Annotated in this window: 11 protein-coding genes; 2 read left to right on the forward strand and 9 right to left on the reverse strand. The window is 73.5% G+C overall.

Going from position 1 to position 14171, the window contains the following annotated elements; all coding sequences use genetic code 11:
• Positions 1-319: 319 nt before the first annotated feature.
• The 8 genes from ACIQE0_RS18235 to ACIQE0_RS18270 form a co-directional block, all read right to left on the reverse strand.
• Positions 320-2428 (reverse strand): putative bifunctional diguanylate cyclase/phosphodiesterase, encoded by a 2109-nt coding sequence (locus ACIQE0_RS18235; protein ID WP_402333140.1) that lies wholly within the window; start codon positions 2426-2428, stop codon positions 320-322.
• Positions 2429-2584: 156 nt separating this feature from the next.
• On the reverse strand, positions 2585-4801 hold the full coding sequence (ligA, locus tag ACIQE0_RS18240; RefSeq protein ID WP_402333143.1) for an NAD-dependent DNA ligase LigA: 2217 nt from the start codon (positions 4799-4801) through the stop codon (positions 2585-2587).
• Positions 4802-4833: 32 nt separating this feature from the next.
• The gene (locus ACIQE0_RS18245) at positions 4834-5790 is read right to left on the reverse strand and encodes a methionine synthase (protein WP_402333268.1); all 957 of its coding nucleotides are present in this window, start codon (positions 5788-5790) and stop codon (positions 4834-4836) included.
• Positions 5791-6011: 221 nt separating this feature from the next.
• On the reverse strand, positions 6012-6701 hold the full coding sequence (locus ACIQE0_RS18250; protein WP_366330710.1) for an SDR family oxidoreductase: 690 nt from the start codon (positions 6699-6701) through the stop codon (positions 6012-6014).
• A gap of 84 nt (positions 6702-6785) precedes the next feature.
• The gene (locus ACIQE0_RS18255; protein WP_366330711.1) at positions 6786-7322 is read right to left on the reverse strand and encodes a TIGR00730 family Rossman fold protein; all 537 of its coding nucleotides are present in this window, start codon (positions 7320-7322) and stop codon (positions 6786-6788) included.
• An 84-nt stretch (positions 7323-7406) separates the two neighbouring features.
• Positions 7407-8783, reverse strand: coding sequence for an NADP-specific glutamate dehydrogenase (gene gdhA, locus ACIQE0_RS18260; RefSeq protein ID WP_366330712.1), 1377 nt, complete (start codon positions 8781-8783; stop codon positions 7407-7409).
• 262 nt (positions 8784-9045) lie between these two features.
• Positions 9046-10194, reverse strand: coding sequence for a tRNA 2-thiouridine(34) synthase MnmA (gene mnmA / locus ACIQE0_RS18265; protein WP_366330713.1), 1149 nt, complete (start codon positions 10192-10194; stop codon positions 9046-9048).
• Between the two features lie 150 nt (positions 10195-10344).
• Positions 10345-11514, reverse strand: a complete 1170-nt coding sequence (locus tag ACIQE0_RS18270; protein ID WP_402333148.1) for a cysteine desulfurase family protein — start codon at positions 11512-11514, stop codon at positions 10345-10347.
• Positions 11515-11633: 119 nt separating this feature from the next.
• On the opposite strand from ACIQE0_RS18270, the gene ACIQE0_RS18275 reads away from it, so the two are divergent.
• Entirely contained in the window at positions 11634-12485 is an 852-nt protein-coding gene (locus ACIQE0_RS18275; RefSeq protein WP_402333151.1) for an alpha/beta fold hydrolase, read from the forward strand.
• A gap of 82 nt (positions 12486-12567) precedes the next feature.
• Here ACIQE0_RS18275 and ACIQE0_RS18280 read toward each other — a convergent pair whose 3' ends face one another.
• Positions 12568-13416 carry a thioesterase family protein gene (locus ACIQE0_RS18280; RefSeq protein ID WP_402333155.1) on the reverse strand — a complete coding sequence of 283 codons (849 nt, stop codon included), beginning with the start codon at positions 13414-13416 and terminating at the stop codon, positions 12568-12570.
• Between the two features lie 116 nt (positions 13417-13532).
• Between ACIQE0_RS18280 and ACIQE0_RS18285 the strand changes: the two genes are divergently transcribed.
• Entirely contained in the window at positions 13533-14168 is a 636-nt protein-coding gene (locus tag ACIQE0_RS18285; RefSeq protein WP_402333158.1) for a trimeric intracellular cation channel family protein, read from the forward strand.
• The last annotated feature ends 3 nt before the right edge of the window (positions 14169-14171 follow it).

Below are 14171 nucleotides of genomic sequence, written 5' to 3' on the forward strand. Positions count from 1 at the left end.
ACGGCGTCGTCGCCCGCGGGCTCGTGGCGCGCGGAGGCGCCCGGTGCGGGCTCGTCCGGTGCCGGCCCCTCTGGTGGGGGCTCAACCGGCACGGACGCGTCCGGTGCCGGCTCGTCGGACGCGGGCGCACCTGGTGCCGACGCGCCCTGCCCGGACTCTTCCGGTGCGCACTCATCCGGCGTGCGCTCATCCGGTGTGCACGCAACCGGTGCGGACGTGTCCGCCGCGGCTGCCGCGGACTCGGGTGCTGCCGGCGTTGCCGGTGTGGGGTCTTGCGCGGTGGTGTCGGAGCGGGGAAACGGGACGGCCGGTGGCCGGGTCAGTTCAGGACCTGTCCCGAAGGGCGCTCGGCTGCCTTCTCCGCCGCCAGGGCGGACGTCTCCGACGCACGGTGCCACCCGTGCTCACCGCGGGCCCTCAGCCAGGCCGTGGTCTCGTCCGGTGGCATCGCGGCGGCCACCAGCCAGCCCTGTACGGCGTCGCAGCCGAGGTCCCGCAGGCGCTCCCAGGTCTCGTCGTCCTCGACGCCCTCGGCCACGACCAGGAGGCCCAGCGAGTGGGCGAGGTCGAGGGTGCAGCGGACGATCTCGGCGTCCTCGGTGTCGACGGCCAGCCGGGCGACGAAGGAGCGATCGATCTTGAGCTCGCTGACCGGGAGGCGCCTCAGGTGGACCAGGGAGCTGTAGCCGGTGCCGAAGTCGTCCAGGGACATCTTCACGCCGTGTGCGGTGAGTCCGGCGAGGGTGTCGGCGGCCCGCTGCGGGTCCTCCAGGAGGACGTGTTCGGTTATCTCCAACTGGAGGGCGCCCGGTGGGACCCGATGTCGGGCCAGCCGGGCGGCGACCGCGCCGGCGAAGCCCGGGGAGTGCACATCGCGCGGTGAGACGTTCACCGCGACCGGCACCTCCAGGCCCATCGCCCGCCAGCGCGCCACCTGGGCGAGCGCGGTCTCCAGGACGTACTCGGTCAGCCGGGGCATCAGGCCGGAGGACTCGGCGATGGCGATGAACTCGTCCGGTGGGACCCGGCCGCGGTCGGGATGGACCCAGCGGACCAGCGCCTCCAGGCCCGCGACGCGGCCGTCGAAGCCGACCTTGGGCTGGTAGTGCAGCTCCACCTCGCCGGCGTCCAGGGCGCGGCGCAGATCGCCGAGCAGGCCGAGCCGGTCGGGGGTGTTGCCGTCCCGCTTGGCCTCGTAGAGCTCGACGCCGCTGCGGTCCCGCTTGGCCTGGTACATCGCCACATCGGCGCGGCGCAGCAGCCCTTCGGCGTCCAGGGCGTGCTCGGGGAAGACCGCGACCCCCGCGCTGGCTTCCAGCACGAGGGTCAGTCCGTCGAGGTCCAGCGGCGAGCTGAGGGCCGCGACGAGGTTGCGGGCCACCCGCTGGGAGCTGGTGAGGGAGTCGGTGGCCGGCAGCAGGACGGCGAACTCGTCGCCGCCGAGCCGGGCGGCCTCCGCGCCCCGTGGCAGGGCGTGCCGCAGCCGGTCGGCGATCTGGAGAAGCAGCCGGTCGCCGGCGAGGTGCCCGAGGGTGTCGTTGACCGAGCGGAAGCGGTCGAGGTCGATCAGGACGAGGGCGGCCCGGGTGCCGGCCCGCTCGGCCTCGTCCAGGGCCGTCCAGGTGCGCTCCAGCAGCCACTGGCGGTTGGGCAGGCCGGTGAGCGGGTCGCGCAGCTGCTCCTCGGCGCGGGCCCGGGCTATCCACAGGGTGGAGTCCAGGGCGATCAGCGGAACCGCGAACAGGGGCAGCAGCAAAGGGGCGTTGACCGCGCAGACCGCGATCAGCGGGGAGATGCCGAGCAGCGCGATGCCGATCAGCGACTGCCGCACCACCGTCGTGCGGGCGATGGCGGGCAGGCCGCCGCCGAGCGGCAGCCGGCTGACCCAGAGCAGCCCGCGGCTGACGAGGAGGTAACTCCCGGCCATCACCAGGACTTGGGGCAGGACGGTGAGGTCCCAGGCATGCGGCGACCAGGGGCGGCGGATGTCGGCGTGCACCCCGCTGGCCGACAGGCCGAGCGCCGCGGCGCCGATGCCGAGGACGTCAACGCCCCCGTGGAACAGGGCCTGTCGCCAGCGCTGCCGCCGGGCGGCGCCGACCAGGACCACGACGATGAGGCTGACCAGGACGGCCGGCATCCAGCCGTACAGGAGGAGTACGGCGAGGGCGAGGGCCGCCCCGGAGCCGGTGCCGCCCCACCACCGGTCGCGGCCGAGGGCGACCAGATGGCCGACGAGGACGCCGGTCAGCATCGCCAGCGACCAGCCGACGGCTCCCGCGGGGAACAGCGGCTCGCCGCCGCCGAGAGTGCCCAGCACACCGGCGGCGAGCGCGACGCCCGCCGCCATGACGATGGCCGCCGGCAACGCGGGCACCACGAGCCGGCGGAGCCGCGACGCCGGAGCGGCGCTGTCGGTCGGTTTCATTCCGATCCCTCTCACAGCCGGCTGTGCCCGCGCCACGGCAGGCGCACACGTCAACAGTAGGCCGCGGAAGGCCCCCACGGGCAGCGATCCGCAGCGGTTGCCCGAATGCGACCCGGCCTCCCGGATCAATCTGGTATGCGCCGATGGGGTGACACCTCACTCCTCCTCAGGCGGAGTGACAGCTACCGCTCGTGCCGCCTCGGGGCCCTGCTCCAGCAGCACAGCGAAGCCATCATCGTCCAGCACGGGAACCCGCAACTGCATGGCCTTGTCGTACTTCGAACCGGGGTTGTCGCCCACTACTACGAATCCGGTCTTCTTGGAAACGGATCCGGTCACCTTCGCACCGAGACCCTGCAACGCTTCTTTCGCGCCATCTCTGGTGTGTGACTGGAGTGTGCCCGTTACCACGACGGTGACGCCTTCCAATGGGCGCGGGCCCGCCTCGCCCGTCTGCTCCTCCTCCATCCGGACGCCCGCGGCCCGCCAGCGCTCGATGATCTCCTGGTGCCAGTCCACCGCGAACCACTGCGTGAGCGAGGCGGCGATGGTGGCGCCGACGCCGTCCACGGCCGCCAGTTCCTCCTCGCTCGCCTCCCGGATGCGGTCGATGGAGCGGAACTCCCGGGCCAGTGCCTGGGCGGCCACCGGGCCGACGTGGCGGATCGACAGCCCGGTGAGGATCCGGGCCAGCGGGCGCGCCTTGGCTGCCTGGATGTTCTCCAGCATGGTGAGGGTGTTCTTCTTCGGCTCGCCCTTCTGGTTGGCGAAGAAGGTGACGACCTTGTCCTCGCCGGTCTTCGGGTCGCGCTTGGGCAGGCCCGTATCCGGGTCCAGCACATGGGACTTGATGGGCAGCAGCTCCTCGACGGAGAGGTCGAAGAGGCCGCCCTCGTCCTTCAGCGGCGGCTCGGCGGGCTCCAGCGGCTGGCTGAGGGCGGTGGCGGCGACATAGCCGAAGTTCTCGATGTCCAGGCACTTGCGGCCGGCGAGGTAGAACAGCCGCTCGCGGATCTGGGCGGGGCAGGAGCGGGCGTTGGGACACCGCAGGTCGATGTCCCCCTCCTTGGCGGGCTGGAGCAGCGAACCGCACTCCGGGCACTGGGCCGGCATCACGAACTCCCGCTCGGTGCCGTCCCGCAGGTCGACCACCGGGCCCAGGATCTCCGGGATGACGTCGCCCGCCTTGCGGATGACGACGGTGTCGCCGATCAGCACGCCCTTGGCCTTGACCACGTCCTGGTTGTGCAGGGTGGCGAACTCCACCTCGGAACCGGCGACGGTGATCGGCTCGACGACGGCGTACGGGGTGACCCGCCCGGTGCGGCCGACGCCGACGCGGATGTCCACCAGCTTGGTGTTGACCTCCTCCGGCGGGTACTTCCAGGCGATCGCCCAGCGGGGCGCGCGCGAGGTGGCGCCCAGCCGGCCCTGGAGCCGGATCTCGTCGAGCTTGACCACCGTGCCGTCGATCTCGTGCTCGACGGCGGTGCGGCGGGTCTCCGGGTCGCCGTAGCGGGCGATGAACTTCCGGACGGCGGCGAGGGAGTCGACGACCTCGTTGTGCGTCGCGGTGGGCAGGCCCCACTCCTTGAGCAGGTCGTACGCCTCGGAGAGGCGGTCGATCTCCAGGCCGTCGCGGGCGCCGAGGCCGTGCACCACCATGTGCAGCGGGCGGGTGGCGGTGACCTTGGGGTCCTTCTGGCGGAGCGAACCGGCCGCGGCGTTGCGGGGGTTGGCGAACGGGGGCTTGCCGTCGGCCACCAGGCGCTCGTTGAGCTCCAGGAACTTCTCCATCGGGAAGTAGACCTCGCCGCGGATCTCGACCAGGTCGGGGACCCGCTCGCCGGTGAGGCGGTGCGGGATCTCGGCGATGGTGCGGACGTTGGGCGTGATGTCCTCGCCGGTGCGGCCGTCGCCGCGGGTGGCGGCACGGGTGAGCCGGCCGTGCTCGTAGGTGAGGTTGACCGCGAGGCCGTCCACCTTCAGCTCGCACAGGAAGTGGTAGCCGGCGCTCCTGGGGTCGCCGCCGAGCTCGGTGGCGATCCGCTCGGCCCAGGCCGACAGCTCCTCGTCGTCGAAGGCGTTGTCCAGCGAGAGCATCCGCTCGCGGTGGGCGACCTCGGTGAACTCCGTGGCGTAGGAGCCGGCGACCTTCTGGGTCGGGGAGTCCGGGGTGCGCAGCTCCGGGTGCGCCTCCTCCAGGGCCACGAGGGAGCGCAGCAGCGCGTCGAACTCCGCGTCGCTGACGACCGGGGCGTCCTTCACGTAGTACCGGAAGCGGTGCTCCTCGATCTGCGCAGCGAGCCGCGCGTGCTCCTCCCGCGCCGCGGCCGGCACCTCGGATGCCGCTGCGTGCTGTTCGCCAGCCACCGTCTTGTCCTCCCGTGTCCTGTCGAAAGCGGTCACTCTGGGTTGTCTGCGAGTGATCTCGCCGCCCGGACGCAGTGGGCGAGGGCCGCGCGGGCGTAGGCGGGCGAGGCGCCCGCCAGGCCGCACGACGGGGTGACCACCACGGACTCCGCGAGGAGTCCCGGTGCCAGCCCCAGCCTGCGCCACAGCGTCCGGACACCCATGACGCTACCGGCAGGGTCTGACAGTCGGCCGTCCACGCCCGGCACCACGCCAGCGAACAGCGCGGTACCGCCCTCGACCGCCTCGCCGAGCACCTCGTCCTCACGCTCCGTGAGCAGTCCGGCGTCGAACGCGATGCCCGCCGCGCCGGCCCGCCGCAGCAGGGCGAAGGGCACCTCCGGCGCGCAGGAGTGGACCACGACCGGTGCGCCGCCGGCCGCCCCGACGAGGTCGCGCAGCGCGCCCTCGACGACCGCGCGGTCCACGGCCCGGTGGGTGCGGTAGCCGCTCGCGGTCCTGATCCGGCCCTGGAGCACCGCGGTCAGCGACGGTTCGTCGAGCTGGAGCACGAGCTCGGCGCCCGGCACCCGCCGCCGGACGTCCGCGAGGTGGCCGCGCAGCCCCTCGGCGAGGGACGCGGTCAGGTCCCGGCAGGCGCCGGGGTCGCCGAGCGCCGCCTCGCCGCCTCGCAGTTCCAGGCCGGCGGCCAGGGTCCACGGGCCGACCGCGGAGACCTTCAGCGGCCCGGTGTACCCCTGGGTGAACTCCTCCAGGGCGTCGAGGTCCTCGCCGAGCCAGGCGCGGGCCCGGCGGGTGTCGCGGCCGGGCCGGTCGCTGATCCGCCAACCGCTGGGCTCCACATGGGCGTAGAGCTCGACGAGCATGCCGAGGGTCCGCCCGAGCATGTCGGCGCCGGGCCCCCGGGCCGGGAGCTCGGGCAGGAAGGGGAAGTCCTCCAGCGATCCGGTGACGGTCTTCGCCGCTTCGCGTGCGTCACCGCCGGGCATCGACCCGATGCCGGTCGCCACGCCCGCGGCCCACTTGTGCCTGCTGTTCTCGCTCACCCCGGAAGGGTATGCGGCGGCGGGCCGGGGGCCCCAACCTCCGCCCGGCCCGCCGCCGTCGGCCGGCCGCGGCACGCTCGCCCCCGCGCAGCACGACGCCCCCGCGCGGTGCACGGGGGCGAAAAGCGGCCGGGCCGTCTAAGGGGCCCCGGGGTCGGCGGCGGTCACCGGCCCGGCCGGACCACCACGTCCTTCATCTCGGCGTCCCGCGGGAGGTCGATCGCGGCGAGGATGGCCGTGGCCACCGACTCCGGGTCGATCCACCGGGAGGCGTCGTAGTCCTTGCCCTCCTGCTGGTGGGTGGACTCCTGCATGGGCGTGGCGGTGCGCCCCGGGTAGACCGAGGTGACCCGGACGCCGTTGCCGTGCTCCTCCGCGCGCAGCGCGTCGGCCAGCGCCTTCAGGCCGTGCTTGCTCGCCGCGTACCCGCCCCAGTTGGCGTTCGCGTTCAGCCCGGCGCCGGAGTTGACGAAGACCACGTCGCCGCGGGCGACCCGCACCAGCGGCAGCAGCAGGCGGGTGATCTCGGCGGGCGCGACGAGGTTGACCGCGAGCTGCCGCTGCCACGCCCTGGCGGGCAGGTCGCCGACCGCGCCCAGTTCGATGACGCCCGCGATGTGCTGGAGCGAGTCGAGCCGCTCGGGCAGCGCCTGCTTCCCGAAGGCCCAGTCGAGCTTCTCGGGGTTGGCCAGGTCACCGACGAGGGTGCGGGCCCCGGGGAACCGCTCGGCCAGTTCCTTGGCGCGGCCGACGTCCCGCGCCAGCAGCCACAGCTCCTCGCCGCGCTCGGCGAGCCGACGCGCGAGCGCCGCTCCGATGCCCGAACCGGCGCCAGTGATCAGATGCGTACCCATGGGGCCGATCCTACGGCGTGCTCCCCGAAGAGGCGCAGGTCAGCACCACGAACGCCAGGGCGCTTCGGACGGATCTCCGCGGCACTAGACGCCCGCCCGCTGCTCCAGGTGGGCCAGCGCGCCCGCGCCGTCCTCGGCGAAGTGGACCAGGTCGGCCAGCGGCACCGGGAGGAAGCCCTCCGCCGCCATCCGCTCGAACTGGCTCTTGAGGCCGTCGTAGAACCCCGCGGTGTTCAGCAGCACCACCGGCTTGCTGTGCATCCCGTGCTTGCGCAGCTCCAGGATCTCGGTGGCCTCGTCCAGCGTGCCGGTGCCGCCCACCATGACGACGACGGCGTCGGCGCGCGCCAGCAACTGCGCCTTGCGCTCGGCGAGGTCCTTGGTGATGACCATCTCGTCCGCGCCGGCCCGGGCCTTGTCCGCCAGGAACTCCACGGAGACGCCGAGCAGTTTGCCGCCGGCCTCCTGGACGCCGTCCGCCATGACCTTCATCAGCCCGGTGTCCGAACCGCCCCATACCAGGGCGTGTCCACCCTTACCGATCCTTTCGGCGAACTCCCGGGCGGGCGTGACATAACGGTCGTCGAGGTCGGCGGCGGAGCAGAAGACGCAGATATTCATGCCGTTCACCCTACGGCGCGCCCGGTGCGCCCCGGGCCCGGTGGTGGTGCGATCCGTCCGCCGCCACCGGGCCGGGCGCGGCCGTCAGATCAGGCCCTGGTCCAGCATCGCGTCCGCGACCCGCTCGAAGCCGGCGATGTTGGCGCCCGCCACGTAGTCGCCGGGCCGTCCGAAGCGTTCGGCGGTCTGGAAGCAGGTGTCGTGGATCCCCCGCATGATGGTGGCGAGTTCGCCCTCCGCGCGCTCGAACGACCAGGTCTCGCGGGCGGAGTTCTGCCGCATCTCCAGCGCGCTGGTCGCCACCCCGCCGGCGTTGGCGGCCTTGCCCGGGCCGAACGCCACACCGGCCGCCTTCAGCAGCGCCACCGCCTCGGGGGTGGTGGGCATGTTGGCGCCCTCGGAGACCGCCTTGACGCCGTTGCGCACCAGGACCCGGGCGGCGTCCGCGTCGAGCTCGTTCTGGGTGGCCGAGGGCAGTGCGACGTCGCAGGCGACGTCCCAGACGCTGCCGCCGGCGACGTACTTCGCCGAGGCGCCGCGCCGCCGCGCGTAGTCGGCGACCCGGCCGCGCTCGACCTCCTTGATCTGCTGGAGCAGTGCCAGGTCGATGCCCTTCTCGTCGACGACGTAGCCGCCGGAGTCCGAGACGGTCAGGACGTTGGCGCCGAGCGCCTGGGCCTTCTCGATGGTGTAGAGGGCGACGTTGCCGGAGCCGGAGACGACCACCTGCTGGCCGTCCAGCTCCTCACCGCGCTGCTTGAGCATCTCCTCGGTGAAGAGCACATTGCCGTAGCCGGTGGCCTCCGTACGGGCGTTGGAGCCGCCCCAGGCCAGGCCCTTGCCGGTGAGGACGCCGGCCTCCCAGCGGTTGGTGATCCGGCGGTACTGGCCGAAGAGGTAGCCGATCTCCCGGCCGCCGACGCCGATGTCGCCGGCCGGCACGTCGGTGTGCTCGCCGAGGTGGCGGTGCAGTTCGGTCATGAAGGACTGGCAGAAGCGCATCACTTCGGCGTCCGACCTGCCGTGCGGGTCGAAGTCGCTGCCGCCCTTGCCGCCGCCGATGTTGAGCCCGGTCAGCGCGTTCTTGAAGATCTGCTCGAAGCCGAGGAACTTCACGATGCCGAGGTTGACCGACGAGTGGAACCGCAGGCCGCCCTTGTACGGGCCGAGCGCGCTGTTGAACTCCACCCGGAAACCGCGGTTGACCCGGATCTCCCCGGAGTCGTCCTGCCAGGGCACGCGGAACATGATCTGCCGCTCCGGCTCGACGATCCGCTCCAGGACCTTGGCGTCCGCGAACTCGGGGCGGGCGGCCAGCACCGGTGCCAGCGTCTCCAGTACCTCCAGGGCCGCCTGGTGGAACTCCGCCTCGCCGGGGTTCCTGCGGATCAGCTCGGCGTGCACGGATGCCAGCTCGGCGGTGAGACCGTCGTGCGTGACCTCGGGTTGAACAGTCGACATGACTTCCGTTCCCTTCGTGGACGAAAGCCGCGTGCCGTCCGGATCGCCGTTGAACCGTCGACGCGGGGCCGTGGGTGTCCCGTCGCATCGCAGACCTTATGCGGCGTCGGCCGCCGGATCGAGGGCCAATGTGCCCGACGCGCCAATCCGGTATGTGTTTTCCCCAACTCGCGTGCGCCACGGGGCAGACGGGAGGTGCGGACGGGCCGCAGGGAGCCCCGGGAGGCCCACGGGGCCCCGCCGCGGGGTGCGCCCAGTGGGGTCAGCCGGCCGGCTGCTCGGCCGCCGCGGCGGCGGGGCGCCGCGTGGTGGTGGCGATCGTCGCCGAGCCGACCACCCGGGTGCCGTCGTAGAGGACGATCGCCTGGCCGGGCGCGACGCCGCGCACCGGTGCGGCGAAGGAGACCCGCAGCTCGGTGTCGTCGATCAGCTCGGCGCGCACCTCGGTCTCGCCGCCGTGGGCGCGCAGCTGGGCGGTGTAGAGCGCCGGTCCGGCCTCCGGGGGGCGCCCGCACCAGCGGGGGCGGATGGCGGTGAGCGCGGTCACGTCGAGGGAGGCGGCCGGGCCGACGGTGACGGTGTTGTCCACCGGGGAGATGTCGAGGACGTAGCGGGGCTTGCCGTCGGCGGCCGGGGTGCCGATGCGCAGGCCCTTGCGCTGGCCGATGGTGAAGCCGAAGGCGCCGTCGTGGGTGCCCAGGACCTCGCCGGACTCGTCGACGATGTCGCCCTCGGCGGTGCCCAGCCGCTTGGCGAGGAAGCCCTGGGTGTCGCCGTCGGCGATGAAGCAGATGTCGTGGCTGTCGGGCTTCTTGGCGACGAACAGGCCGCGGCGGGCGGCCTCTTCGCGGATCTCGGCCTTGGTGGTGGGGGTGTCGCCGAGCGGGAACAGGGCGTGCGCCAGCTGGCGGTCGTCGAGCACGCCGAGGACGTAGGACTGGTCCTTGGCCATGTCGGTGGCGCGGTGCAGTTCGCGGGTGCCGTCCTCGCGGCGGACGACCTGGGCGTAGTGGCCGGTGCACACCGCGTCGAAGCCGAGGGCGAGCGCCTTGTCCAGCAGGGCGGCGAACTTGATCTTCTCGTTGCAGCGCAGGCACGGGTTCGGGGTGCGGCCGGCCTCGTACTCGGCGATGAAGTCCTCGACGACGTCCTCGCGGAAGCGCTCGGCCAGATCCCAGACGTAGAAGGGGATGCCGATCACGTCGGCGGCGCGGCGGGCGTCGTGGGAGTCCTCGATGGTGCAGCAGCCGCGGGCGCCGGTGCGGAAGGACTTGGGGTTCTCGGAGAGCGCGAGGTGGACGCCGGTGACGTCGTGGCCCGCCTCGGCGGCGCGGGCCGCGGCGACGGCGGAGTCCACGCCGCCGGACATGGCGGCGAGGACGCGGAGGCGGGGGGCGGCGGCATCAGTCATAGCCCCTCAAGAGTAATCGCAACCGCGGAGCGCCCGGAAAGCCTTGTGGAAGGCATCGCGGCGACGGGCCGGACGCGGGACGAGGAGCGGCAAAGACGTCCGCGGCCCCGTCCCGACCGACGGCCGGTACATGCCGCCCGGCGGACGGCCCTAGCTCAGCCCCGCGCCCCGGGCCCGCTCCACCACCGGGCCGATGACGTCCGCCAGGGCGGCGACGTCGGCGGCGGTGGAGGTGTGGCCCAGGGAGAAGCGGAGCGTGCCGCGGGCCAGGTCCTGGGACATCCCGGTGGCCAGCAGCACATGGCTGGGCTGGGCGACGCCGGCGGTGCAGGCGGAGCCGGTGGAGCAGGCGATGCCCTGGGCGTCCAGGAGGAGCAGCAGGGAGTCGCCCTCGCAGCCGGGGAAGGTGAAGTGGGCGTTGGCGGGGAGGCGTCCGGCCGGGTCCGGGTCGCCGCCCAGGATCGCGTCGGGGGCGGCCGCCCGGACGGCGGCGATCAGGTCGTCGCGGAGCGCGCCGATCTCGCGGGCGAACTGCGCGCGGTGCGCCACGGCGTACCGGCCGGCCGCGGCGAACGCGGCGACGGCCGGGGTGTCGAGGGTGCCGGAGCGGACGTGCCGCTCCTGCCCGCCGCCGTGCAGCACGGGCACGGGGGCGTACTCCCGGCCCAGCAGCAGCGCGCCGATGCCGTACGGGCCGCCGATCTTGTGGCCGGAGACGGTCATCGCGGCCAGTCCGGAGGCGGCGAAGTCGACGTCCAGCTGGCCCACCGCCTGGACCGCGTCGGCGTGCAGCGGGACGCCGAACTCCTTGGCCGTCTCGGCCAGTTCGCGGATCGGCTGGACGGTGCCGATCTCGTTGTTGGCCCACATGACGGTGGCCAGCGCGACGTCGTCGGGGTTGCGGACGAGGGCCTCGCGCAGCGCCTCGGCGTGCACCCGGCCGTGGCCGTCGACCGGCAGCCAGTCGACGGTGGCGCCCTCGTGCTCGGCGAGCCACTCGACGGCGTCCAGGACGGCGTGGTGCTCGACGGGGCTGGCCAGGATCCGGGTGCGGGCCGGGTCGGCCGCCCGGCGGGACCAGTACAGGCCCTTGACCGCGAGGTTGTCGGCCTCGGTGCCGCCCGCCGTGAAGACGATTTCGCTGGGGCGCGCACCCAGGGAGGCGGCGAGTGATTCCCGCGCCTCCTCGACGGTGCGCCGGGCCCGCCGGCCGGCGGCGTGCAGGGAGGAGGCGTTGCCGGTGACGGTCAGCTGGGCGGTCATCGCCTGCACCGCCTCCGGAAGCATCGGGGTGGTGGCGGCGTGGTCGAGGTAAACCATGGTGCGCCGATTCTACGAGCCCCTCTGGCGCGCGTGCCCCGTGCGGGGGCGCATTCCTCGGAGCGCAAGCCGTACTTCGGCCTCGACAGCCCCTGTAAGGAGTCACTAGCCTTACGGTCATGACAGAGTGGCTGCTGGATCGGACGTTCCGGAGCGCGTCGGGCGAGGTGCGGTGGACCTCGCTGGGAGAAAGGGACGGGGCCGGAGGCGGGGCGGCGCCGGTCGTGCTGCTGCACGGGACGCCGTTCTCGTCGTTCGTGTGGCGCGGGGTGGCCCGGGCGCTGGCCGCGGGGCGGCAGGTGTACGTCTGGGACATGCCGGGGTACGGCGCCTCGGAGATGCGGGACGGGCAGGACGTCTCACTGGCCGCGCAGGCCGCGGTCTTCACGGAGCTGCTGGCGCACTGGGGGCTGACCGGTCCGGACCGCCGGCCGGCGGTGGTGGCGCACGACTTCGGCGGCTGCGTCGCACTGCGGGCGCATCTGCTGCACGGGGCGCGGTACGAACGGCTGGCGCTGGTCGACCCGGTGGCGCTGGCGCCCTGGGGGTCGCCGACGTACCGGCTGCTGGGCGCGCACGCCGAGGTCTTCAGGCAGTTGCCGCGGGAGCTGCACCGGGCGCTGGTGCGGGAGTACGTCTCCTCGGCCAGCCGTCCGGGACTCCGTCCCGACGTGCTGGAGCGCCTGGTGGAGCCGTGGTGCACGGACCGGGGGCAGCCGGCCTTCTACCGCCAGATCGCGCAGAACGACCAGCGGTTCACCGACGAGGTGGCCGGGCGGTACGGGGAGATCGCGGTGCCGACGCTGGTCTGCTGGGGCACCGCGGACACCTGGATTCCGGTCGCCCGGGGGCAGGAGCTGGCCGCGCGCGTCCCCGGGGCGCGGCTGCGCCTGATCGAGGGGGCGGGCCACCTGGTCCAGGAGGACGCACCGGGCGAACTGGCCGTGGCGCTGCGGGAGTTCCTGGGCTAGGACGTGACGTCACCGGGTCGTCGCCCGGTCCCCCGGCCGGGACCGGTCCGGCGGTTCCGGCCGGGGGCGGCCTCACGGACCGCTACGACACCAGGACCGTGCGGGCCAGCTGGCGGGACTGGGCGACCAGGCGGTCCGCGGAGTCCCAGACCTCGGCGTCCTCCTCCAGGAAGCCGCCGGCCAGGTTGCGGGTGGTGATGGCCACCCGGAGCGGACCGGGGGCCGGGCGGCACCGGACGTGGCAGGTCAGCTCGACGGTGGGGACCCAGCCGCGCAGGCCCAACTCGAAGGCGGTGGGCGGCAGGGCGTCGACCGTCAGCAGGAGGGAGAGCGGGTCGGGGTCGCGGCCGTCGGCCAGTCCGAACCAGCCGCGCATCTGGCCGTTGCCGGACGGGGCGCCCACCGCCCAGCCGAGGGTGGCCGGGTCGAGCCGGAGGTCGAGCCGCTCGGCGATCGCGGTGCTGCCGGGGATCGCCGGTTTGCCGTCGGGGGCGCTCTCCGTGCCCAGGCAGTGCTCGTAGGGCGGGAGGGCCGGGGGCTTGGCGGTGGTGCGGACGTCGTCGGGGAGGGCGGCGAGGTCGCCGTAGGTGGCCAGCACCCGGATCCGCTCGACCTCGGTGCCGTCGTCGGCGAACTGGACGAGGGTGGCGGTGCCGGTGGAGAGGGTGCGGCCGGTGCGGACCAGCTCGGTGCGGATGACGGCGGGACCGGGGACGGAGGCCGTCAGATAGTGCGCGGTGACGGTGAGCGGGTCCGGGTGCGGGAGCGCGTCGCCCAGGGCGCGGCCCAACAGGGCGAGGAGATAGCCGCCGTTGACGGCGTTGATGATCGTCCAGCCCGCGGAGAGGTGGGCGTCGTAGACGCCGGGGGCGCGCCGGGCGACCGCGGTGTCGCGGTCGAACTCGCTGTTTCCTGCGGTCACCGTTGCCATGGCGGCACGGTACACGGATTGATTACCGACCGGTAGTGTCAATTTCAAGGACCGCGTCGCGGCCGAAAGGGGAACGCGCCCGAAGTGCCCCGTTCCGCGGCTGTCATCATGACCGCATGCTTCATCTGCTCTACCTGGTCGGGGTCGCGGCCTTCGCCGCGAGCGGCGTGCTGGCGGCCTACCGCGCCAACATGGATCCCTTCGGCGGCCTGGTCATCGCGTTCGCCGCGTCCATCTCCGGCGGCACGCTGCGCGATCTGATCCTGGACCGGCGGCCGCTGTACTGGACGCACGACTGGGTACTGCTGACGCTGATCATCTGCGTCGGCGTGGGCACCATCGTCTATCTGCGGTTCTGGTCGCTGCCGCGGAAGTCGCTCCTGGTGGCGGACGCGATCGGACTGTCCGTCGTCACCGTCATAGGGGCCCGGGCGGCGATCTCGGCGGGCGCCACCCCGCTCGCGGTGATCATCCTGGCGGTGCTGACCGGCGTGACCGGCGAGGTGATCCGCGACGTGCTGTGCGGGGAGTTCCCGCCGCTGCTGCTGCGCGAGGACGTCTACGCCATCGCCGCCCTCGCCGGCGCCTGCTGCTACCTGCTGATGGACCGCCTCGGCGCCGGGGCCAACCCCGCCGCGGTGGTCTCGGCGGGGTTGGTGTTCGCACTGCGGATGGGCGCGCTCTATCTGGGGCTGCACCTGCCCCGGCCGCACCACCTGCGCGGCCGGGGCGCCGAGGAGGAGGCCGGCTAGCCG

This window comes from Streptomyces sp. NPDC093097 (assembly GCF_044754325.1).
GTDB lineage: Bacteria > Actinomycetota > Actinomycetes > Streptomycetales > Streptomycetaceae > Streptomyces.